This is a genomic window from Microbacterium sp. WCS2018Hpa-23 (assembly GCF_031843845.1).
Taxonomy (GTDB): domain Bacteria; phylum Actinomycetota; class Actinomycetes; order Actinomycetales; family Microbacteriaceae; genus Microbacterium.
Map to the genome: position 1 here is coordinate 256,739 of NZ_JAVTIZ010000004.1, position 21,617 is coordinate 278,355.

20 protein-coding genes are annotated in these 21,617 nt (G+C 66.9%); 1 reads left to right on the forward strand and 19 read right to left on the reverse strand.

Features of this window, described 5'->3' with window-relative positions:
* Positions 1-3 precede the first annotated feature (3 nt).
* The 4 genes from ctaD to RQG77_RS08775 all read right to left on the reverse strand — a co-directional run bounded on the left by ctaD (position 4) and on the right by RQG77_RS08775 (position 4,598).
* Complete coding sequence (gene ctaD / locus RQG77_RS08760; protein ID WP_056516527.1) at positions 4-1,737, reverse strand: cytochrome c oxidase subunit I; 1,734 nt, start codon at positions 1,735-1,737, stop codon at positions 4-6.
* A 3-nt stretch (positions 1,738-1,740) separates the two neighbouring features.
* Complete coding sequence (coxB, locus tag RQG77_RS08765) at positions 1,741-2,643, reverse strand: cytochrome c oxidase subunit II (protein WP_311244375.1); 903 nt, start codon at positions 2,641-2,643, stop codon at positions 1,741-1,743.
* 96 nt (positions 2,644-2,739) lie between these two features.
* Positions 2,740-3,105: an iron-sulfur cluster insertion protein ErpA gene (erpA, locus tag RQG77_RS08770; protein WP_056307018.1), complete on the reverse strand. Its 366-nt coding sequence runs from the start codon at positions 3,103-3,105 to the stop codon at positions 2,740-2,742.
* 71 nt (positions 3,106-3,176) lie between these two features.
* Positions 3,177-4,598 (reverse strand): dipeptidase, encoded by a 1,422-nt coding sequence (locus RQG77_RS08775; protein WP_311244376.1) that lies wholly within the window; start codon positions 4,596-4,598, stop codon positions 3,177-3,179.
* Between the two features lie 46 nt (positions 4,599-4,644).
* Between RQG77_RS08775 and RQG77_RS08780 the strand changes: the two genes are divergently transcribed.
* On the forward strand, positions 4,645-5,232 hold the full coding sequence (locus tag RQG77_RS08780) for a DUF3043 domain-containing protein (RefSeq protein ID WP_311244377.1): 588 nt from the start codon (positions 4,645-4,647) through the stop codon (positions 5,230-5,232).
* 72 nt (positions 5,233-5,304) lie between these two features.
* Here the strand turns inward: RQG77_RS08780 and RQG77_RS08785 are convergent, their stop codons facing one another.
* From RQG77_RS08785 to murC, 15 genes are all read right to left on the reverse strand, one after another.
* Positions 5,305-6,327 (reverse strand): quinone-dependent dihydroorotate dehydrogenase, encoded by a 1,023-nt coding sequence (locus tag RQG77_RS08785; protein ID WP_311244378.1) that lies wholly within the window; start codon positions 6,325-6,327, stop codon positions 5,305-5,307.
* A 10-nt stretch (positions 6,328-6,337) separates the two neighbouring features.
* A complete protein-coding gene (gene nrdR / locus RQG77_RS08790) occupies positions 6,338-6,808 on the reverse strand; it encodes a transcriptional regulator NrdR (RefSeq protein WP_311244379.1) in 471 nt (156 codons plus the stop codon).
* A gap of 10 nt (positions 6,809-6,818) precedes the next feature.
* Positions 6,819-8,126: a histidinol dehydrogenase gene (gene hisD, locus RQG77_RS08795; protein ID WP_311244455.1), complete on the reverse strand. Its 1,308-nt coding sequence runs from the start codon at positions 8,124-8,126 to the stop codon at positions 6,819-6,821.
* Positions 8,126-9,574 (reverse strand): hypothetical protein, encoded by a 1,449-nt coding sequence (locus tag RQG77_RS08800; protein ID WP_311244380.1) that lies wholly within the window; start codon positions 9,572-9,574, stop codon positions 8,126-8,128. Before RQG77_RS08800 ends, hisD begins: the two co-directional genes overlap by 1 nt.
* Positions 9,575-9,690: 116 nt before the next feature.
* Positions 9,691-13,209, reverse strand: a complete 3,519-nt coding sequence (dnaE, locus tag RQG77_RS08805) for a DNA polymerase III subunit alpha (RefSeq protein WP_311244381.1) — start codon at positions 13,207-13,209, stop codon at positions 9,691-9,693.
* A 129-nt stretch (positions 13,210-13,338) separates the two neighbouring features.
* Positions 13,339-13,938, reverse strand: a complete 600-nt coding sequence (locus RQG77_RS08810) for a GNAT family N-acetyltransferase (RefSeq protein ID WP_311244382.1) — start codon at positions 13,936-13,938, stop codon at positions 13,339-13,341.
* Between the two features lie 97 nt (positions 13,939-14,035).
* Positions 14,036-14,956 (reverse strand): RluA family pseudouridine synthase, encoded by a 921-nt coding sequence (locus RQG77_RS08815; protein WP_311244383.1) that lies wholly within the window; start codon positions 14,954-14,956, stop codon positions 14,036-14,038.
* Positions 14,957-14,958: 2 nt separating this feature from the next.
* Positions 14,959-15,522 carry a signal peptidase II gene (gene lspA / locus RQG77_RS08820; RefSeq protein ID WP_396653400.1) on the reverse strand — a complete coding sequence of 188 codons (564 nt, stop codon included), beginning with the start codon at positions 15,520-15,522 and terminating at the stop codon, positions 14,959-14,961.
* A 96-nt stretch (positions 15,523-15,618) separates the two neighbouring features.
* A complete protein-coding gene (locus tag RQG77_RS08825) occupies positions 15,619-16,221 on the reverse strand; it encodes a DivIVA domain-containing protein (protein WP_311244385.1) in 603 nt (200 codons plus the stop codon).
* Positions 16,222-16,375: 154 nt separating this feature from the next.
* On the reverse strand, positions 16,376-16,633 hold the full coding sequence (locus tag RQG77_RS08830) for a YggT family protein (RefSeq protein ID WP_056517310.1): 258 nt from the start codon (positions 16,631-16,633) through the stop codon (positions 16,376-16,378).
* A 45-nt stretch (positions 16,634-16,678) separates the two neighbouring features.
* Complete coding sequence (locus tag RQG77_RS08835; protein WP_311244386.1) at positions 16,679-17,158, reverse strand: cell division protein SepF; 480 nt, start codon at positions 17,156-17,158, stop codon at positions 16,679-16,681.
* Positions 17,159-17,201: 43 nt separating this feature from the next.
* A complete protein-coding gene (locus RQG77_RS08840; protein WP_311244387.1) occupies positions 17,202-17,906 on the reverse strand; it encodes a YggS family pyridoxal phosphate-dependent enzyme in 705 nt (234 codons plus the stop codon).
* Positions 17,903-19,054, reverse strand: coding sequence for a cell division protein FtsZ (ftsZ, locus tag RQG77_RS08845; protein ID WP_311244388.1), 1,152 nt, complete (start codon positions 19,052-19,054; stop codon positions 17,903-17,905). The genes RQG77_RS08840 and ftsZ overlap by 4 nt, the downstream gene beginning before the upstream one ends.
* Before the next feature lie 176 nt (positions 19,055-19,230).
* Complete coding sequence (locus RQG77_RS08850) at positions 19,231-20,172, reverse strand: FtsQ-type POTRA domain-containing protein (protein WP_311244389.1); 942 nt, start codon at positions 20,170-20,172, stop codon at positions 19,231-19,233.
* A gap of 3 nt (positions 20,173-20,175) precedes the next feature.
* On the reverse strand, positions 20,176-21,573 hold the full coding sequence (gene murC / locus RQG77_RS08855; RefSeq protein ID WP_311244390.1) for a UDP-N-acetylmuramate--L-alanine ligase: 1,398 nt from the start codon (positions 21,571-21,573) through the stop codon (positions 20,176-20,178).
* Positions 21,574-21,617: the final 44 nt, after the last annotated feature.

A 21,617-nucleotide genomic window follows, 5' to 3' on the forward strand; every position in this document is an offset into this window, starting at 1 on the left:
GGCTCAGTGGCCCTCTCGCTCGCCGGGAGCGGCAGGTGTGAACTCCGCTGCCTCGGGGTGGTTCAGGTCGAATGCAGGACGCTCGCTGCGAATGCGCGGGATCGACGTGAAGTTGTGACGCGGCGGCGGGCATGAGGTAGCCCACTCGAGCGATGCACCGTAGCCCCACGGGTCGTTGACCGTTACCTTGGGCGCCTTGCGTGCCGTGATCCAGACGTTCAGGAAGAACGGCAGCATCGATGCACCGAGGATGATCGCGCCGATCGTCGACACCTGGTTCTGCCAGGTCCAGCCGTCTGCCGCCGAGTAGTCGGCGTAGCGACGAACCATGCCGTCGACACCCAGCCAGTGCTGGATGAGGAACGTCATGTGGAAGCCGATGAACAGCATCCAGAAGTGCACGTAGCCGAGACGCTCGTTGAGCATGCGTCCAGTCCACTTCGGCCACCAGAAGTAGAAGCCGGCGAACATCGCGAACACGACGGTGCCGAAGACCACGTAGTGGAAGTGAGCGACCACGAAGTAGGAGTCGGACAGAGCGAAGTCCAGCGGCGGAGCCGCGAGGATGACGCCGGTCAGACCGCCGAAGACGAACGACACGAGGAAGCCGAGTGCGAACACCATCGGCGTCTCGAACGTCACGGATCCTCGCCAGAGCGTTCCGATCCAGTTGAAGATCTTCACACCGGTCGGCACCGCGATGAGCATGGTCATCAGGGCGAAGAACGGCAGCAGCACGGATCCCGTCACGTACATGTGGTGAGCCCACACCGCGACCGAGAGCGCCGCGATGGCGATCGTCGCGTAGACCAGGGTCTTGTACCCGAAGATCGGCTTGCGGCTGAACACCGGGAAGATCTCCGACACGATGCCGAAGAACGGCAGGGCGATGATGTAGACCTCGGGGTGACCGAAGAACCAGAACAGGTGCTGCCAGAGCAGAACGCCGCCGTTGGCCGGGTCGTAGATGTGCGCCCCGAGGATTCGGTCTGCCGCCGCGGCGAAGATCGCAGCTGCGAGCACCGGGAAGGCCATCAGGATGAGGAGGCTCGTGATGAGCGTGTTCCACGAGAAGATCGGCATACGCCACATGGTCATGCCGGGTGCACGCATCGTGATGACCGTGGTGATGAAGTTCACCGCACCGAGGATCGTGCCGAACCCGGAGATTCCGAGACCGACCATCCAGAGGTTTCCACCTGCACCCGGCGAGAACGACGCGCTCGCGAGGGGCTGATAGGCGAACCATCCGAACGATGCCGCCCCCTGGGGCGTGAGGAAGCCGGCCACGGCGATCGTGGAGCCGAACAGGAAGAGCCAGAACGCGAAGGCGTTCAGACGCGGGAACGCGACGTCAGGGGCTCCGAGCTGCAGCGGCAGGATCGCATTGGCGAAGCCGGCGAAGAGCGGCGTCGCGAACATCAGCAGCATGATCGTGCCGTGCATCGTGAAGAGCTGGTTGTACTGCTCCTTCGTCGGGATGATCTGCATCCCGGGAGCGAACAGCTCTGCACGGATGACGAGGGCCATCACGCCGCCGAGGAGGAAGAACAGCACCGAGGCGATGAGGTACATGTACCCGATCGTCTTGTGGTCGGTGGAGGTGATCCACTTGACGACGATGTTGCCCTTCTGCTCGACGCGCGAGGAGCTCATGAGAGCGGCCTGGCGTGCGGGCAGAGTCGTGGGTCGGGAGCGGGGGGCCTCGTCGGTGCGGGGGGCTTCAGTTGTCGACATGGCTTACTCCTCTCCTTCCTCGGAGTCGGTCGTTGCGGTGGTGCCCGGGAAGTTCGACAGACGGTCGTACGCATCCGTGATGTCGCCGGTGTTGCCTTCCTCCTCGAGTGACTGGAGGTAGGCGTCGTACTCGTCCTGCTCGACGACCTTGACGTTGAAGAGCATCATCGAGTGGTATTCACCGCACAGCTCGGCGCACTTGCCGGCGTACTCGCCGACGCGCGTCGGGATGAAGGACCAGGAATTGTCCTTCCCGATGTACATGTCCTTCTTGTAGAGGAAGTCGATGATCCAGAACGAGTGGATGACATCGCGCGACTGCAGGTCGATGGTGACCTTCTGGTCGACCGGCAGGACCAGGGTCGGAAGCTGATCCTGGTCGATGTTGCCGGCGGCGTCGGGCTGAGCCTGGATGCCCATGCTCCACACGGCGTCGGAGTTGTCCTCTTCTTCACCGTCGTACTGGAAGTCCCACGCCCACTGCTTGGCGATCGCGGTGATCTCGACGTCGGGGTCGTCCCACTTCGCCTCGATCGCGTTCTGGTCGCGAGCGGTGAAGAAGAACATTCCCAGCACCAGGATGAGCGGCACGATCGTGTAGAAGATCTCGATCGGCATGTTGTAGCGCATCTGCACCGGCAGGCCGGTCTGTCCCTTGCGGCGACGGTAGGCGATCGCAGCCCAGGCCATCAGGCCCCAGGTGATCACGCCGACGGCGAGGAGGACGATCCAGGAGTTCACCCAGAGCGAGGACACGCGCTCGGTCTGGTTGGTGGCCGCAGGCTCACCCTCCACGAAGCCAGGGAGGTAACCGTTCAGCTCAGTGGCAGTACATCCCGCCAGGGCCACGGCTGCCACTACTCCCAGGGGAATAGCGGCCCAACGAAGGCGGCGTTTCGAGGGCACGATGCACCTTTCAGATTGCGGACAGGGCACACCCAAGTCTAGGGCAACCTCACACCTGATTCATGCCAACCACGCAGGTTGGCGGAGGGGTTCGGATCAGTGGAAACTGTCTCCACAGGCGCAACTGCCCGCGGCGTTGGGGTTGTCGATCGTGAAGCCCTGCTCCGAGATCGTGTCCTTGAAGTCGATCGATGCACCGTCGAGATACGGGACGCTCATGTTGTCGATGATGACCTCGACGCCGTCGAAGTCGACCGTCTCGTCACCCTCGAGGTAACGCTCGTCGAAGTACAGCTGGTAGATCAGGCCGGAGCATCCACCGGGCTGGACGGCGACGCGCAGACGGAGGTCGTCGCGGCCCTCCTGCTCGAGGAGGTTCTTGACCTTCGTGGCCGCGGCGTCGGTCAGCTTCACGCCGTGCGCCTGGGTGGTCTCTGCTGCAGTCAGTGTGGTGTCGCTCATGTCGCTCCTTGTGACGGGCCGCGCTCGCACGGCTGGTGACTCGATTTTACCCTCCGGCGGGCAGAACGGGCTCAGATGATGATGTCGTTCATGCGGGAGAGGAGAAGGGCCTCGGTGGCGACCGCGTGGCGGAAGGTGTCGAGGTGCAGGGATTCGTTGGGGCTGTGCGCCCTGGAGTGCGGGTCCTCCACGCCGGTGACCAGGATCTGCGCGGCGGGGAACTCCCGCACGAGGTCGGCGATGAACGGGATCGATCCGCCGACGCCGAGGTCGATCGGCGCGACGCCGTAGCCGTCGCGCATCGCGTCGCGCGTGAGCGCGACGGCCCATCCGCTCGTGTCCACCAGGAATCCGTTGCCCAGGTCGACGTCGGAGAAGGTCAGCTCGGCACCGAACGGCGCGTGCGCGCGGAGGTGCGCTTCGAGGGCGGCGTACGCCTCCTCACCGGACTGGCCGGGGGCCACGCGGGCGCTCACGACGACCGTGACCTCGGGCAGGAGCGTGTTGGATGCCGCCTCGACGCTCGTCGCGTCGATGCCGATGACGGTGACCGCCGGCTTGTTCCAGATCCGGCTGAGGATCGTGCCGTCTCCGATCGGCGAGGTGCCGGGCAGGAGCCCTGCCTCGTCGCGGAGGGTGTCCTCGCCGTACTCGGGCGTGGGAGCATCCCGCTCCGTCATCCCCTCGACGGCGACCGAGCCGTCGTCGTTCCACAGGGTGGAGAGCATCTTGACCGTCGCCATCATGGCGTCGGGCACCGCACCGCCGAACATCCCCGAGTGGGATGCGTGGTCGAGGGTGCGCACCCGCACCGTGAATCGCGCGTTCCCACGGAGAGACACCGTCAGCCCCGGCGTGACCGAATCCCAGTTTCCGGAGTCGGCGACCACGATCGCGTCAGCGCGCAGCGCCTCCTTGTTGTCCGCGAGGAACTGCGCGAACGAGCGCGATCCGTACTCCTCTTCACCCTCGATGAACATCGCGATCCCCAGTTCGAGGTCGTCGCCGATCACCTCGGCGACGGCGCGGATCGAGGCGATGTGCGCCATGATGCCGGCCTTGTCGTCTGCCGCTCCGCGCCCGTAGAGGCGACCGTCGCGAACGGTCGGCTCGAACGGCGGCGTCTGCCACAGCGCGTCGTCGCCGGGGGGCTGTACGTCGTGGTGCGCGTAGAGCAGGATGGTGGGCTTGCCGTTGCGCGCGGCACGTGTGGCGAGCACTGCCGGCTGCCCGTGCTCATCGGTTCCGGGGATCGCAGCGCGGAGGATGCGGACCTCGTCGAAGACTCCGGTGTCGGTCGCGAGAGCGGCGACGGCCTCAGAGCTGCGCTCGAGCTGCGTCTGGTCGAAAGCGGGCCAGGCCATGCCGGGGATGCGCACGAGCCGACCGAGGTCGCTCAGCGCCGCGGGGAAGCCCGTCGAGGCCGCTTCGAGCACGGCGGGTTCGCGCTCACTGGACAGATTCTGGTCACCGGGCTGGGCAGGAGATGTCATGCGAGTAATCTTAAGGTGATCCACCTTCACCGAACCGAGGAACCTCGTGGCCACTTCCCCTGTCTCCCCTCCGACGAACGACGACGCCTCCGAGACGCCAGGCTCGGGCAAGGGACGCGCGACGCCGACCCGGGCCGAGCAGGAGGCCGCACGTCGTCGCCCTCTCGTCGCGAACACCAAGGAGGCCAAGGCCGCAGCCCGCGCCGAGCTCAACGAGCGACGCAACCGTGCGCAGGCAGGCCTCGCCGCCGGCGAGGAGAAGTTCCTCCCCGCACGCGACAAGGGTCCGCAGCGCCGCTGGGTGCGCGACTACGTGGATGCCGGATGGCACCCCGCCGAGTTCGTGATGGGCGTGATGGTTCTCGTGATCCTCATCTCGCTGCTCCCCGCCAACCTCGCGATCGGCGGATTCGCCATCGCCGGCTGGGCGTACCTGGTCATGATGGCCTACCTGATCCTCGCGATCGGCGGCATGGTGCTCCTCGGCTTCCGCGTCAAGCGCAAGGTCGCAGCGAAGTTCGGCCAGGAGCGCATGGAGCGCGGCCTCGGCTGGTACGCCGCCATGCGGTCGCTGCAGATGCGCTTCATGCGCCTGCCGAAGGCCCAGGTCAAGCGCGGCGACTACCCCGCCTGACACCCCGTCATACGCAAGAGGCGTCTCCTGCTCTCACGAGCACGAGACGCCTCTTCTGCGTGTGCGGCGGTCTCAGCGGCGCACGAGGCCCCTGTTGAGCTCGCGTCCCCAGAACGGGCCGCGGTAGAGGAAGGCTGTATACCCCTGCACGAGGGTCGCCCCGGCGGCGAGTCGCTCCTGCACGTCCGCGGCGGTCTCCACTCCCCCGACGGCGATCACGCAGAAGCCCTCGGGGACCGCGGTGCGGACGAGTCGGAGCACCTGGAGCGAACGCTCCTTCAGCGGTGCACCGGAGAGGCCGCCGGCTCCCGCCGCCTCGACGGTCGCCGCATCCGTGGTCAGACCTTCCCGGCTGATCGTCGTGTTGTGCGCGATGATGCCTGCGAGCCCCTCGTCGACGGCGAGCTTCGCGATCGCCGTGATCTCGTCATCCGGGAGGTCGGGGGCGATCTTGACCAGCAGCGGCGTGGATCCCGATGCCGCTCGCACGGCCCTCAGCAATGGAGCCAGCGTCTCGACGGCTTGCAGACCTCGAAGTCCGGGCGTGTTGGGCGACGACACGTTGACCGCGAGGTAGTCGGCGAGCGGTGCGAGCCTGGTCGCGGAAGCGACGTAATCGGCTGTCGCATCTTCGACGTCGACGACCCTGCTCTTGCCGATGTTGACACCGATCACCGTGTCCGGGGCTCCTCTGCGCAACTTCGCGAGTCGCCGCGCGGCAGCATCCGCACCCTCGTTGTTGAAGCCCATGCGGTTGATGACGGCCCGGTCGGCGACGAGCCGGAAGAGCCGAGGCTTGGGGTTGCCCTCCTGCGGGATCGCCGTCACGGTGCCGACCTCGACGTGCCCGAATCCGAGCGCCGCGAGCCCGCGCACACCGATCGCGTTCTTGTCGAAGCCCGCGGCGATGCCGAACGGCGACGAGAAGGTCAGCCCGAGCGCCTCCACACGCAGCGACGGGTCGGGCTTCGTCAACGCGCGGGTCGCCCAGGAGAACGGGGGCACACCGAGTACGCGGATCACCGCCATCCCGGCGTGGTGGGCGAACTCGGGGTCGAAGCGCGACAGGACAGCGCGAAAGAGCAGCGGATACATCCCTGCCAGATTACCGGTCGACGGGCTCCGACTTGACGTGGTCGGAGCGGAGATCGGTGATCGCGCTCTCGAAGTCCTCGAGCGAATCAAACGCCTGATAGACACTCGCGAACCGCAGGTACGCGACCTCGTCGAGATCGCGGAGCGGACCGAGGATCGCGAGCCCGATCTCGTTGGTGTCGAGCTGCGACACACCGGTCTGCCGCACGGCCTCCTCCACTCGCTGGGCGAGGATCGCCAGGTCGGCTTCGGTGACGGGTCGCCCCTGGCAGGCCTTGCGCACACCGGATATGACCTTCTCACGACTGAACGGCTCCATGACGCCTGACCGTTTGATGACGTTGAGGCTCGCCGTCTCGGTCGTCGTGAACCGGCCGCCGCACTCGGGGCACTGCCGTCGTCTCCGGATCGACAGACCGTCGTCGCTGGTGCGGGAGTCGATGACCCGGGAGTCCGAGTGACGGCAGAAGGGGCAGTGCATCTGACCGATCCTACGCCGTGAAACGAGCCTCGATCGCCTCACCGTGCGCGGGAAGCACCTCGGTGTTGGCGAGTGCGACGACTCCGGCACGGACTTCGGCGAGAGCTGCGCGATCGTACGAGATCACCTGCTGCGGGCGGAGGAACGTGTAGGCGCCGAGGCCCGGTGCATAGCGCGCCTGTCCCCCGGTGGGGAGGACATGGTTGCTGCCTGCCATGTAGTCGCCGAGGCTCACCGGCGTGTGGTCGCCGACGAAGACGGCACCAGCGTTGGTGAACGTGTCGGCCGCGGCCTCGGCATCCGCGAGGTGCAGCTCCAGGTGCTCCGGCGCGTAGGCGTTGCTGAACGCCGTAGCCATCGCACGGTCGTCGACGAGGACGATCGCGGACTGCGGGCCGTCGAGCGCGGCTGCGACGCGGGTGGCGTGGCGGGTCGACGCGGCCTGCCGGGCGACCTCGGACGCCACGCGGTCTGCGAGACCCTCCGAGTCCGTCACGAGGACCGCCGAGGCCTGCTCGTCGTGCTCGGCCTGGCTCACCAGGTCGGCGGCGATCAGTCGCGGGTCCGCGGCCGCATCCGCGACGACGAGGATCTCGGTTGCCCCGGCCTCGGAATCCGTGCCGACGACACCGGCCACGGCCCTCTTCGCCGAGGCGACGTAGTTGTTTCCCGGCCCGGAGAGCACATCCACTGGATCGAGGCCGATGTCGGCGACACCGTGCGCGAACGCTCCGATGGCCCCCGCCCCGCCCATCGCATAGACCTCCGTGATGCCGAGGAGCCCGGCCGCTGCGAGGATCGTCGGGTGGACGCGTCCGTCCTGGTCCTCCTGCGGAGGGGATGCGAGCGCGATCTGCTCGACACCGGCCACCTGCGCCGGGACCACGTTCATGATGACGCTCGACGGATACACCGCCTTGCCTCCGGGGATGTAGACGCCCGCGCGGTGCACCGGCTGCCAGCGCTGGGTGATCGTGGCGCCGGCACCGATCTCGGTGACCTGGGGCGCGGGGACCTGGGCGGCCGAGGCGATGCGCACCCGACGGATCGCCTCCTCGAGCGCATCGCGGACCTCCGGTGCCAGGATCTCGAGTGCATCGGCGATGTGCCGGGCCGGCACCCGGACTTCGTGTCCGGAGACGCGGTCGAATCTGTCGGCCTGCTCGCGGAGCGCCTCTTCGCCGCGTGCACGCACGTCCTCGACGATCCGCGCCGCCGTGTCGAGCGCCTCGGCGCGTGCCTGGGTGGCTCGCGGAACAGCAGCGAGCATGTCAGCCGGCGAGAGCTCGCGCCCCCGCAGATCGATCGTGCGCAAGATCAGCCCTTCGTGATGTCTGCGATGTCGTGCAGGTAGCCGATGCGACCGTCGTCGTGTCGCACGACGTAGGCGCCGCCGCGGTCTTCGATGACGAGAGCCCAGGCGTTCGGACCGATCTGGAAGATCGCCTCGCCTCGCTCGTCGTGCACGTCGCGCTCGGTCGGAGCGAGCACCCAGAACGGCTGCGCGGCGGGGGCAGCGGCGTATGAGTCGTTCGCCTGGACGTCGGTGTGATCCTCCACGGCGGGGAACGCGGTGGTCTCGGCGGACGAGACGTCCTGAGCCGTCGCACCCAGAAGCGATTCGATGCTTCCGGTGTCCGAGACGATCTCGGGCTCCTGGCCACGGCTACTCCGAGAGTAGGCCGGGGCGTAGTCCTCATCGGACGTCGCCTGCTCTGTGCCCGTCCCGCCGCCGGAGGCGTGCGCGGCGAGCGGCACCTGCTCGGCCAGGTCGAGGCGGGCGACCTCGTCGGTCGCCTGCTGCCCGGACAGCTCGACGTCGAGCCCACCCGCGGGGAACGCCTGCGTGGTGTGCGGCATCGGCTCGGCGCTACGGACCGCCTCGTGAGGGACGGGCTCGTCCGGCGCATACTGCGCAGTCGTGTCGGGCACGTACTGCTCGGTCGTGTCGGGCACGTACTGGGCTGTCATGTCCTGGGCAGTCTCGTCCTGGGCAGTCGTGTCCTGGGCAGTCGTGTCCTGGGCTGTCGCTTCGGGCGCGGGCACGGTCGCATAGCCCGCCCCGGCGAAGGGTGCACCCGGCGAGGATTCTTCGGCGTCTCGCGAGGCGCTCACAGAAGTCGCCTCCGCCGCGGAAGTCGGCTCGGGCCGCGGACGCGGGATGACGGGGCGCACCGGGTTCGCGTTGCGGTGTGCGAGCGTGACGAGCCGGCCGTGGAAGTCTTCCCTGAGCCCGGGGACCAGCGGCGCGAACACGGTGAGGGTGACGAGCGCGAGCGACGCGATGAGCTGGACGATGCCGCTCCAGGAGAGTGCGAAGATCCCGAACTCGATCGCGAAGGCGACCGCGTTCCACAGGGCTCCGATCCAGAAGACGGCTGCGACGGAGAAGGCGACGGAGGCGAACTGATCGATCCCGAGGGATCCGACCCGGCGGATGCCGTCCGGTGAGAACCGGCGCAGGATCAACAGGAAGACCGCGACCGTGGGCACCCCGATCGGAAGGATCCACTGGATGCCGGTGCTCCAGATCGAGGCGTCGACGGCGTGCGGGAAGAACGAGGAGATGAATGCGACAAGCCACACGCCGACGATCAGGAGCTCACGCAGGGTGAACCCGAGGATGCCGAACTCCGGCGTCACCTCGTCGTCGTAGAGGACACCGTCGTCGTCGGAGAAGACCTCGTCGACCGTGGCTTCGGAGGCCGCGGCTGCACCGTCTGCATCCGAGCCGTCACTGTTCAGGAAGGGGGATTCCGTGCTCATGGGGGTGGTCCTTTCGCCACGGTGCAGAGCCTCTGACGCCCTGCACCCGAACGCGTCCTGATACTACCCGGTGCATCCGGGAGGGCGTCATCGGGCGACTCGTGTATGGAGTCGGTTCAGCCGAGACAGCTCGGCCCGAGCAGGGATTTGAGATCGCCGAACAGGTCGGCGGAGACCTTCACGGGCATCGGCACGTCGAACACCTTCGCCGTACCACCACGGTGCACGCGCAGAATCACCTCGGTGTCTCCGTTGTGTCGGCGCAGGACCTCGGCGAGCTCGTTCATGACCCTCTCGGTCGCTCTCTGCTCAGCCAGCACGAGTGCGAGCGGTCCTGCCGCATCGAAGGAGCCGACGTCGGGTGCGAATGCCGATTGCGCGTGGAGGTTGAGCCCGTCGTCCCGCTTCGAGACGCGTCCGCGGACGGCCAGGATCGAGTCCTGCTGGAGTATGTGTTGGAACTCGGTGTAGGTCTTGCCCATGAACATGACCGTCACCTCGCCGTTGAAGTCCTCGACGGTGATCATGCCGTACGGGTTTCCGCTGGCTTTGGCGACACGATGCTGCACGCTCGTGACGAGCCCGGCAACCGTGACCTGTTCGCCGTCCTGCATCTCCTCGGAGTTGATGAGGTTGTGGATCGAGATCGACGCGTGCTTCGCGAGAGGCACTTCAAGCCCTGCGAGCGGATGGTCGGAGACGTACAGACCGAGCATCTCGCGTTCGAATGCGAGCTTGTCCTTCTTGATCCACTCGGGTCGCGCGGGAACCTTGGCGGGCGCCACCTCGTCGGTGCCCTCGTACAGGCTGTCGAAGTCGAACCCGATCGCGCCCTGCGCTTCGTTCCGCTTGCGATCCACGGCGGCCTCGACGGCGTCCTCGTGGACCTCCAGCAGCGCCCGGCGGGAGTCGCCCATCGAGTCGAAGGCGCCTGCCTTGATCAGCGACTCGACGGTGCGCTTGTTCGAGACGTGCAGCGGCACCTTGTCGAGGAAGTGGTGGAACGAGGTGAAGCGCTCGTCCTTCCGCGACTTCACGATGCCCTCGACGACGTTGCTGCCGACGTTTCGCACGGCGCCGAGCCCGAATCGGATGTCGTCGCCGACGGCGGCGAAGTAGTTGATGGATTCGGAGACGTCCGGCGGGAGCACCTTGATGCCCATGCGGCGGCACTCGTTCAGATACAGCGCCATCTTGTCTTTCGAGTCGCCGACGCTGGTGAGCAGTGCGGCCATGTACTCGGCGGGATAGTGCGCCTTGAGGTAGGCGGTCCAGTACGACACGACGCCGTAGGCGGCCGAGTGGGCTTTGTTGAACGCGTAGTCGGAGAACGGGAGCAGGATCTCCCAGATGGCGTTGACGGCGCCATCCGAGTAGCCGTTCGCGTGCATACCTGCCTGGAAGCCCTCGAACTGCTTGTCCAGCTCGGACTTCTTCTTCTTGCCCATCGCTCGGCGGAGGATGTCGGCTTGGCCGAGGGAGAATCCGGCCACGCGCTGGGCGATGGCCATGACCTGCTCCTGATAGATGATCAGGCCGTAGGACTCGTCGAGGATGTCGGCGAGCGATTCGGTGAACTCGGGATGGATCGGCGTGATGGGCTGCTGGCCGTTCTTTCGCAGCGCGTAGTTCGTGTGGGAGTTCGCACCCATGGGCCCTGGACGGTACAGCGCGATGAGGGCCGAGATGTCGCCGAAGTTGTCTGGGCGCATCAGACGCATGAGCGCCCGCATGGGCCCGCCGTCGAGCTGGAAGACGCCGAGCGATTCACCACGACCGAGCAGATCGTAAGCCCCGCGGTCGTCGAGCTCGAGGTGCTCGAGGTCGAGCTCTTCTCCCCTGTTGGTGCGGATGTTGTCGAGCGCGTCGGAGATGATCGTGAGGTTGCGCAACCCCAGGAAGTCCATCTTGATCAGGCCGAGCGACTCGCACGACGGGTAGTCGAACTGCGTGACGATCTGGCCGTCCTGCTCGCGACGCATGATCGGGATGATGTCGAGCAGCGGCTCGGACGACATGATCACTCCGGCGGCGTGGACGCCCCACTGCCGCTTCAGCCCCTCGAGCCCGAGGGCGCGATCGAACACCGTCTTCGCCTCGGGGTCGGTCTCGATCAGCGCGCGGAACTCGCTCGCCTCCTTGTAGCGGGGGTGCGCGGAGTCGAACATGCCGTCGAGGGGCATGTCCTTGCCCATGACGGGCGGCGGCATCGCCTTGGTCAGTCGCTCGCCCATGCTGAAGGGGAAGCCGAGCACTCGCCCGGCATCCTTCAGCGCCTGCTTCGACTTGATCGTTCCGTAGGTGACGATCTGCGCGACGCGCTCTGAGCCGTACTTCTTGGTCACGTAGTCGATGACCTCGCCACGGCGACGGTCATCGAAGTCGACGTCGAAGTCGGGCATCGAGACGCGGTCGGGGTTGAGGAACCGCTCGAAGATGAGGCCGTGCTCGAGGGGATCGAGGTCGGTGATCTTCATGGCGTAGGCGACCATCGATCCGGCACCGGAACCACGACCGGGACCGACGCGGATGCCGTTGTCCTTGGCCCAGTTGATGAAGTCGGCGACGACCAGGAAGTAGCCCGGGAAACCCATCTGCAGGATGATCCCGGTCTCGTACTCTGCCTGCTTGCGCACCTTGTCGGGGATGCCGCTCGGGTACCGGTAGTGGAGGCCCGCTTCGACCTCCTTGATGAGCCAGCTGTCCTCGGTCTCGCCGTCCGGCACGGGGAAGCGCGGCATGTAGTTCGCCGCGGTGTTGAACTCGACCTCGCAGCGCTCGGCGATGAGCAGCGTGTTGTCGCATGCCTCGGGGTGGTCGCGGAACAGCTGACGCATCTCTGCGGCCGTCTTGATGTAGTACCCGTCGCCGTCGAACTTGAAGCGGTTCGGGTCATCGAGCGTCGAGCCGGACTGCACGCACAGCAGCGCCGCGTGCGCATCGGCCTCGTGCTGGTGCGTGTAGTGCGAGTCGTTGGTGCCGACGAGCGGGATGTTGAGGTCTTTGGCGAGGCGGATCAGGTCAGTCATGACCCTGCGCTCGATGGAGAGGCCGTGATCCATGATCTCGGCGAAGTAGTTCTCCTTGCCGAACAGATCCTGGAACTCGGCCGCCGCCGCGCGAGCCGCGTCGTACTGGCCGAGGCGCAGCCGCGTCTGGATCTCGCCTGACGGGCATCCGGTCGTGGCGATCAGGCCCTTGCCGTAGGTCTGCAGGAGCTCCCGATCCATTCGGGGCTTGAAGTAGTAGCCCTCCATGCTCGACAGCGAACTGAGCCGGAAGAGGTTGTGCATCCCCTGCGTGCTCTCGCTCCACATCGTCATGTGGGTGTACGCGCCGGAACCCGAGACGTCGTCGCTCTTCTGATCGGGCGACCCCCACTGCACTCGCGTCTTGTCGCTGCGGTGCGTGCCGGGGGTGACGTAGGCCTCGAGTCCGATGATCGGCTTGACGCCTGCGGCGTTTGCCGCCTTGTAGAACTCGAAGGCAGCGAAGGTGTTGCCGTGATCGGTCACCGCGATGGCCGGCATGTCGTAATCCGCAGCCGCCTGGGTCATCGCCGCGATCTTCGCCGCCCCGTCGAGCATCGAGTACTCGCTGTGCACGTGCAGGTGGACGAAGGAGTCGGATGCCATGTTTCGAGTCTACTTTCGGCGTCCGACATCGGGCGCCGGCGTATGGGTCTCGGCGCCCAGATCGACGGGAACCCCTCGCCGTCACCGGAGAAGGTCGCCGGCTGATCCCGCGATGAGCCGCGGTTCGGTTCACGATTTCTTCGACGACTTCGGCCGCCCTCGAAGATCGAGCCGCATCAGCACCCGCGGGAAGCCATCGAGGATCGAGCCCGTGTCGGCGGCCTTGGTGAAGCCCGCTGCCTCGAACAGCCCTCGCGTGCCGACGTACGCCATGGTCAGATTCACCTTCTCTCCCCTGTTGTCGACGGGGTACCCCTCGATGGCCGGCGCTCCACACCTCTTCGCATGGGCCACGGCCCCGTCGATCAGCGCATGCGAGATCCCCTGCTTGCGGTGTCCCGGCCGGACCCGGATGCACCACAGTGACCACACGTCGAGATCGTCGACCTTCGGGATCAGCCTGTTCCGAGCAAAGCTCGTGTCGCTGCGCGGATGCACCGCCGCCCACCCGACCGGTTCGTCGTCGAGGTAGGCGATCACGCCGGGAGGCGGGTCCTGATGGCAGAGCTCACGCACCCGATCAGCGCGCTGGGCGCCTCGCAGCTCGTTGTTCTCCTTGCTGCCGATCCGATAGCTCAGGCAGAAGCACACGTTCGATGTCGGCTTCTTCGGGCCGACGAGAGCCGCCACGTCATCGAACTCGGTCGCCGGTCGCACCTCGATGCTCATGCGCCCAGTCTGGCCCACCCCACGGACATCGCCCAGGTGCACAGTGGACCTCGGGCACGCCATGAGTGCCGTCCGCGTCGCCGGCCGGCCGAAGCGTCTACTCGCCTCGCAGGACCGCCAGAGCGTGCTCGAAGTCCGCAGGGTACGCCGACTCGAACTGCACCCACTCCCCCGTCGCCGGGTGCGAGAACGCGAGCTTGTGCGCATGCAGCCACTGGCGACTGAGACCCAGCTTCGCCGACAGTGTGGGGTCTGCACCATAGAGCGGGTCACCGACGCACGGATGACGGAGTGCGGCCATGTGCACGCGGATCTGGTGCGTGCGACCGGTCTCGAGATGGATCTCGAGGAGTGAGGCGCCCGGGAACGCCTCGAGCGTCTCGTAGTGGGTCACTGAGGGTTTGCCGTCGGAGACGACCGCGAACTTCCACGAATGATTCGGATGCCGACCGATCGGCGCGTCGATCGTCCCTGTGAACGGATCGGGATGGCCTTGAACGACCGCGTGGTAGATCTTCTCGACCGTGCGCTCCTTGAATGCGTGCTTGAGCGCCGTGTACGCAGTCTCGCTCTTGGCGACCACCATCAGTCCGCTGGTGCCGACGTCGAGGCGATGGACGACGCCCTGACGCTCGGGCGCACCGCTCGTGGCGACGCGGAACCCTGCGGCGGCGAGAGCACCCACCACCGTGGGGCCCTCCCAGCCGACAGACGGGTGGGCGGCGACGCCTGTGGGCTTGTCGACCACCACGATGTCGTCATCGTCGTAGACGATCCCGAGTTCGGGTACCGCGATCGGGATGATCCGCGGCTCCTCCTTCGGCTGCCACTCCACTTCGAGCCATCCGCCGCCGCGAAGACGGTCGGACTTGTCGAGTGTGACGCCGTCGAGACGCACGCCTCCGGCGGCGGCGACATCTGCCGCGAAGGTCCGGGAGAAGCCGAGCATCTTGGCCAAGGCGGCGTCGACCCGCGTTCCCTCCAGCCCGTCAGGAACGGGAAGGGAGCGGAACTCCACGCTCAGCGTCCGTCCGACGCGGCGGCAGGCGCATCGGGAGTCGTGCTGTCGGCGCGCGAGGCGTCCGTCGGTGAGACGGCATCAGCCTCTTCGGCGATCGCGACGGCCTCAGCCTCTTCGTCCGTCTCCACGGGGGCGTGGTCTCGTTCGCGCGTGCCGTCGAAACGCAGCCCGAAGACGACGAGCAGCGCCACGCAGATCATGCCAGTGACGATGAAGATGTCCGCGACGTTGAAGATCGCCGGCATCATCCACGGCATCGAGATCATGTCGACGACGTGCCCCATGGGAAACCCGGGATCGCGGAAGAGACGATCCGTGAGGTTGCCGAGCACTCCACCGAGAAGGCAGCCGAGGACGACGGCCCAGAGCCGGGAGCGAAGACCGAAGGCCTTCCACACGATCACACCTGAGACGACCGCCAGCGCGATCGTGAAGATCCACGTGACATCGGACCCGAGCGAGAATGCCGCACCGGGATTGCGCACGTAGTACAGCTGAAGGAACTCACCGAGCACCGGGACGGGCTCCTGCAGCGGCAGGTTCTCGGTGGTGAGGTACTTCACAAACTGATCGGCGGCCAGCACGACCGTTGCGAGAACCGCAACGATCGCGCCAGCCGCCGACCGACGAAGGGCAGGGCGTCCTGGCAAAGGGACGACCTACAGTCCGATCGCGGAGACCGGGGTCGAGTCCGTCGACGCCGACTTCTCGTCGAGGTCGCGGAGCTGACCCTCGATGTAGCCGCGCAGCTGCGAGCGGTAGTCGCGCTCGAAGTTGCGGAGCTCGGTGATGCGGGCCTCGAGCGTGTTGCGCTCGCGCTCGAGACGTGCCGACTCTTCGCGCTGCTTGGCCTCGGCCTCGGTGCGGATGCGGTTGACCTCACCCTCGGCGTCGGCGATGAGCTGAGCGCGCTTGGCTTCACCCTCCGCGACGTGCTCGTCGTGCAAGCGCTGTGCGAGCTCGATGATGCCGGCGGTGGCGGTCGCGGAACCCGACGGAGCGGGCTCGGCCGGTGCGGCGACGGGCTTCTCTTCGACGACGGGCGCGGACGCCTCGGCAGCGGGAGCCGCAACAGCGACCGGCGCATCGCCGGACTCGAACGCGGCCAGCTTGGCCTTGAGCTCGACGTTCTCCTCGAGGGCCTTGCGCCACTCGATGACGATCTCGTCGAGGAAGTCGTCGACCTCGTCCGGGTCGAAGCCGTCCTTGAAGCGGACGTGCTGGAACTGCTTGGTGACGACGTCATCCGGGGTAAGTGCCATGGTGGCTCCTTCGATGAGTTCGGTTGCCAGTTTCGAGAATGGCGTGGTCGTGATGTGGCGCGAACCCGGGGCGCGCACCTGGGAGCCAAGCATAGTCCCCGAGCCTGTCAGCCGCGACGCCGCGACACTCCGCGGCGTCGAAGTCGGGCAAGCCTCAGATGAAGTTGCGGACGATGCTCATGAGGATCAACACGATCAGAATCGTGATCGAGAACCCGAAATCCAACGATATCGAGCCGATCCTCAGGGGTGGGATGATCCGCCGGAAGAACCGGACGGGCGGATCGGTCAGCGTGTAGACGAGCTCGGCTGCGACGAGACCAGCCCCCTTGGGCCGCCACTCCCGATTGAACATCGGGATGTAGCCCAGGATCAGACGAGCGAAGAGCACCAGCAGATACAGCAGAAGCATCAGATGGATGATGCTGGCGACGATGGAGACGACGATCCCCACGGTTTACGACTGGTCGAAGCCCGCGGACTCAACGTCTGCGTGCGCGATTCCCCCGTGGCCCGACACCGCGATGTTCTCCGGCGAGAGCAGGAACACCTTCGAGGTGACCCGCTCGATGCGGCCGTAGAGGCCGAGCGAGAGACCGGATGCGAAGTCGATCAGACGGCGCGCGTCGGCGTCGCTCATCTGCGAGAGGTTGATGATGACCGGGACACCTTCGCGGAAGCTCTCCGCGATGAGCTGAGCATCGCGGTACTGCTTCGGGTGCACGGTGAGGATCTCGTTCACTGCCCCTCCTGCGGGCTGACGCACGGCGACGGGGCGCCGCAGCGGGGTGACGGGCGCCGGAGCGGGCTCTTCCCGATCACGGTCGCGGTCGCGATCACGTTCGCGGTGCGCGCGGGCCGGAGCCTGCTCCTCATAAGCCTCTTCCTCGTCGGCGAGGCCGAGATACACCATGGTCTTCTTCAGCGGGTTACCCATCGTGTCCTCCGGTTCGAACGTGTCGGGCTGGTCTGTTCACAGGTTAACCCCGGTCGGGGCGGGGTCCCGTGATTGCGGAGCCGATCCGCAGGTGTGTCGCGCCGGCATCGATGGCTTCGACGAAGTCGCCGGTCATGCCTGCGGAGATCCAGTCGGCCGCGGGCTCGATCTCTCGCACGCCGTCGGCGACGGTGCGCAGCCGGGCGAACGCCGATGCGGGTTCCTCATCGAGAGGAGCCACGGCCATCACGCCTCGCAGACGGAGCGTCGGCAGCGTCATGATGTGCTCGGCGAGCGAGCGGGCATGATCGGGCGCGACACCGCCTCTGCCCTCGTCAGCCGTCAGATTGACCTGGACGAGGACGTCCAGGACGTCGTCGCCCTCTGCAGCCCTGTGCAGGGCGTCGGCGAGCCTGTCGCGGTCGACCGAGTGCACGGCATCCGCGCTCCGCCGTATCGCCGAGGCCTTGTTGGTCTGCGCCTGTCCGATGAAGTGCCAGCGGACATCGAGATCCTCGAGCTCGCCGACCTTCGAGGAGAGCTCCTGCTGGCGGTTCTCCCCCACCTCGCGCACACCCAGTGCATGCAGGTCGCGCACGAGCGATGCGGGATGGAACTTCGTCACGACGATCCGGGTGATCTCACTCGGATGCCGATCCGCCAGGCGCGCGGCCTCGGCGATCCGTTCATCGATCGCCGAGAGCCGCGCGGCCAGACCCGATTCCTCGGGGCCCTGCGCGAGGGTCACTTCAGGAATTCAGGGATGTCGATGTCGTCATCCGCGAACGCGGGCTCGATGCTCGTCGCGGTGACGCGCTGCGGGGTCCTCTCCGCCTCGACGGCTTCGGAGGCGGGCTTGCTCTCCTCGTCGTTCGAGAGAGGGACCTCGGGGAGCGTGGTCGCTGCAGCGGGACGCGTGACGACCATCGGGTCGAGGCGCAGCGAGGGCTCGCCGCTGTCGAAGCCTGCGGCGATCACGGTGACGCGCACCTCATCGCCGAGCGTGTCGTCGATGACCGTACCGAAGATGATGTTCGCCTCGGGGTGCGCGGCCTCCTTGACGAGGTCTGCGGCGTCGTGGATCTCGAAGATCCCGAGGTTCGAACCGCCCTGGATGGAGAGCAGGACGCCGTGAGCTCCCTCGATGCTGGCCTCGAGGAGCGGCGACTCGACAGCCAGCTCGGCGGCCTTGATCGCGCGGTCGGCGCCGCGGGCGGATCCGATTCCCATGAGCGCAGAACCCGCGCCCTGCATGACGGACTTCACGTCCGCGAAGTCGAGGTTGATGAGACCCGGGGTCGTGATGAGGTCGGTGATGCCCTGCACACCGGCGAGGAGCACCTGGTCTGCCGTGGCGAAGGCCTCGATCATCGAGATGCCGCGGTCGCTGATCTCGAGGAGGCGGTCGTTCGGCACGACGATGAGCGTGTCGACCTCTTCCTTGAGCTTCACCACACCGGCTTCTGCCTGGCTCTGACGGCGGCGACCCTCGAACGAGAACGGCTTCGTGACGACACCGATCGTGAGTGCGCCGATCGACTTCGCGATGCGAGCGACGACGGGGGCTCCACCGGTTCCGGTTCCGCCTCCCTCTCCCGCGGTCACGAAGACCATGTCGGCACCGGTGAGCGCCTGCTCGATCTCCTCTGCGTGGTCCTCGGCTGCGCGGCGACCCACCTCGGGGTCGGCTCCTGCGCCGAGTCCGCGAGTGAGCTCGCGGCCCACGTCGAGCTTTACGTCGGCGTCGCTCATCAGCAGCGCCTGCGCGTCGGTGTTCACTGCGATGAACTCGACTCCGCGGAGACCGAGATCGATCATGCGGTTGACGGCGTTGACGCCGCCACCGCCGACGCCGACGACCTTGATCACGGCGAGGTAGTTCTGGTTCTGGCTCATGGCCGGCCTCCGAGTAGTCGAGCCTGTCTAAGGGTGAGATTCCAGAGGATGAACCTTAAACCTCAACTAGAGGTGTAAAGTATTTCCCGGTATTGGTTTCTCTTGTTCGAAGGTAAGCGTCACGCCCCCGCGCACACGCAACGACACGGGCGTGTCGCCCGTTTGCCGTCGAAACCTCAGCCGACGACGACCGCGTGGGGCGAAGTGACGTCGATCGTGGAGGCGTCCGGGCGTCCGATCAGGGTCTTCGAGAGGGCCTCGCTCTTCATCGGCGAGTCCTCGGAGCTCCCCCACACCACGGTGAGACCCGAACGCAACGTGAGGGTCACGTCATCCGGCGACGTCGCGCGCACGCCCGTGAGCGTCGCCCTCAGATCGGCCGGCACCGACCGCACGACGAGACCCGCGCTCTCGAAGGCGGCGGAGTCGGTGCCGCCCTCGATGTCGAGGAGAGGCTGCCCGGCGGGCTGATCCGACGTGGTCGCGAGAGCGACCCCCGCGGCGTCGACGAGCGTGTAGCCCGCGTCCGAGCGGATGACGCCGACGGGTGTGCGCTCGACGATCCGCACGGTGAGATCGTGCGGGGGCTTCGCCTCCAGCGCATAGGTCTCGATCAGCGGGAAGGCCAGCAGGGACGCCTTGACCTCGCTCGAGTCGATCGAGGCGAGCGGTGTGCCGATCTGGGCGGCGAGAGCGGCCTCGACCGCAGCAGGATCCAGGGTCGTCGCGCCCACCACGGTGATCCTCTCGACCGCGAACAAGGGGCTGTAGGCCGCAGTGATCGTTCCGCCGACGAGCAGCACGACAGCGCCGATCGCGCTCAGCCAGATGATCCGTCGACGACGTGAGCGTTGGGTGAAACGCCGGATCTCCGCACGGAGCGCCTTGCGCCGTGCGCGCGCCGCCCGCCAGACGTCGCGCGTCGACGTCGGCCGCTCGGCATCCTCAGCGCCCGCGTCTCCTGCGTAGGCCCCGAGATCGACGACATCCGCATCGTCGCGCCGGCCGTCACCCGCAGCGGGGCGTGTGCGACCACGAGAGCCCGCCCGTCGCCCGGCTGCGGACTCGTCCTCCGCGAGACCCGCGGGAGGCGTGGGAAGCGGAGGCGGACGTCGCATCGCCTAGACCTCTGTGGTCCGCAGCGACTCGAGCACCTGCGGGATGATCTGATAGACGTTGCCGCAGCCGAGAGTCACGACGAAGTCGCCCTCACGCGCGACCGACGCCGTGTAGTCGGCGGCCTGCTGCCAGTCCGCGACGAAGTGCACATGCGAGGGGTTCTGGAAAGCGCCACTGACCAACTCACCTGTGACACCGGGCACCGGATCCTCGCGCGCGCCGTAGACGTCGAGCACGACCGTGTGGTCGGCGTAGGTCTCGAGCACGTCGGCGAACTCGCGGAACATGTGCTGCGTGCGCGAGTACGTGTGGGGCTGCTGGATCGCGATGATCCTGCCGGAGCCTGCGATCGAGCGCATCGCCTCGAGCGCGGCCCGCACCTCGGTCGGGTGGTGCGAGTAGTCGTCGTAGACCGTGACACCTCGCTCGACTCCATGCTGCTCGAGCCGGCGCACGGTGCCGGCGAAGCCTTCGACGGCGCGCGCGGACTCGGTCAGTCCGAAGCCGACGGACAGGAGCACCGTGATCGCGCCGGCTGCGTTGATGGCGTTGTGCGCACCTGGCACGGCGAGCTGCAGTCGCACGCTCTCGTCGCCCCGGGTGATCGTGGCGGATACCGGGCCCGCGGTGACGATGTCGGTGACACGGACGTCGGCGTCCTCGGCCTGGCCGAAGGTGATGACGTTCGGGTGAGACAGTCCGGCGCCCACACGCAACGCGCCCAGATCATCGCTCGAGATCACGACGGCCTCGGAGGCGGCGTCGGCGAAGCGCACGAATGCATCGTGGAAGGCCTCGTCGGATCCGTAGTGGTCGAGGTGGTCGGGGTCGACGTTCGTGATGAGAGCGACCGCAGTGTCATAGAGCAGGAAGGTGCCGTCGGATTCGTCGGCCTCGATCACGAAGAGCTCACCCGTGCCCGTCGCGCTGGAGACGCCGAGCTGCTCGATCACGCCGCCGTTCACGAAGTTCGGGTCGGCACCGAGCGCCTGGAGAGCCGTCACGATCATGCCCGTCGACGACGTCTTGCCGTGCGCACCGGCGACCGAGACGAGTCGCCGCTCACCGATCAGCCAGTGCAACGCCTGCGAACGATGGATCACATGCAATCCACGTTCCTTCGCCAGGAGGAATTCGGGATTCTCGGGCCAGATCGCTCCTGTGTGCACCACGGTGTCGGCGTCGCCGAGGTGGGCGGCGTCGTGTCCGACGTGCACGGTGGCCCCGGCCGCTGCGAGAGCGCGAAGGTTGTCGCTGTCGGCCCGGTCGCTCCCGGAGACGCGGATGCCCGCATCGAGGAACATCTTGGCGAGGCCGCTCATGCCGGATCCGCCGATGCCGATGAAGTGCGCGGAGGAGATCGACTCGGGGATCGGGAGGGTGAGGTCAGGTCTGATCATGTCGGATTCAGTCTACTTTTCGGTGAGGACGTTTCGGCGGCGCT

Excerpts from the sequence above, each read along its gene's own strand:
- ctaD (WP_056516527.1), bottom strand. The coding sequence starts at position 1,737 with ATGTCGACAACTGAAGCCCCCCGCACCGACGAGGCCCCCCGCTCCCGA.
- erpA (WP_056307018.1), bottom strand. The coding sequence starts at position 3,105 with ATGAGCGACACCACACTGACTGCAGCAGAGACCACCCAGGCGCACGGC.
- RQG77_RS08775 (WP_311244376.1), bottom strand. The coding sequence starts at position 4,598 with ATGACATCTCCTGCCCAGCCCGGTGACCAGAATCTGTCCAGTGAGCGC.
- RQG77_RS08785 (WP_311244378.1), bottom strand. The coding sequence starts at position 6,327 with ATGTATCCGCTGCTCTTTCGCGCTGTCCTGTCGCGCTTCGACCCCGAG.
- nrdR (WP_311244379.1), bottom strand. The coding sequence starts at position 6,808 with ATGCACTGCCCCTTCTGCCGTCACTCGGACTCCCGGGTCATCGACTCC.
- RQG77_RS08800 (WP_311244380.1), bottom strand. The coding sequence starts at position 9,574 with ATGAGCACGGAATCCCCCTTCCTGAACAGTGACGGCTCGGATGCAGAC.
- dnaE (WP_311244381.1), bottom strand. The coding sequence starts at position 13,209 with ATGGCATCCGACTCCTTCGTCCACCTGCACGTGCACAGCGAGTACTCG.
- RQG77_RS08810 (WP_311244382.1), bottom strand. The coding sequence starts at position 13,938 with ATGAGCATCGAGGTGCGACCGGCGACCGAGTTCGATGACGTGGCGGCT.
- RQG77_RS08825 (WP_311244385.1), bottom strand. The coding sequence starts at position 16,221 with ATGGCACTTACCCCGGATGACGTCGTCACCAAGCAGTTCCAGCACGTC.
- RQG77_RS08830 (WP_056517310.1), bottom strand. The coding sequence starts at position 16,633 with ATGCTTCTGCTGTATCTGCTGGTGCTCTTCGCTCGTCTGATCCTGGGC.
- RQG77_RS08835 (WP_311244386.1), bottom strand. The coding sequence starts at position 17,158 with ATGGGTAACCCGCTGAAGAAGACCATGGTGTATCTCGGCCTCGCCGAC.
- ftsZ (WP_311244388.1), bottom strand. The coding sequence starts at position 19,054 with ATGAGCCAGAACCAGAACTACCTCGCCGTGATCAAGGTCGTCGGCGTC.
- RQG77_RS08850 (WP_311244389.1), bottom strand. The coding sequence starts at position 20,172 with ATGCGACGTCCGCCTCCGCTTCCCACGCCTCCCGCGGGTCTCGCGGAG.
- murC (WP_311244390.1), bottom strand. The coding sequence starts at position 21,573 with ATGATCAGACCTGACCTCACCCTCCCGATCCCCGAGTCGATCTCCTCC.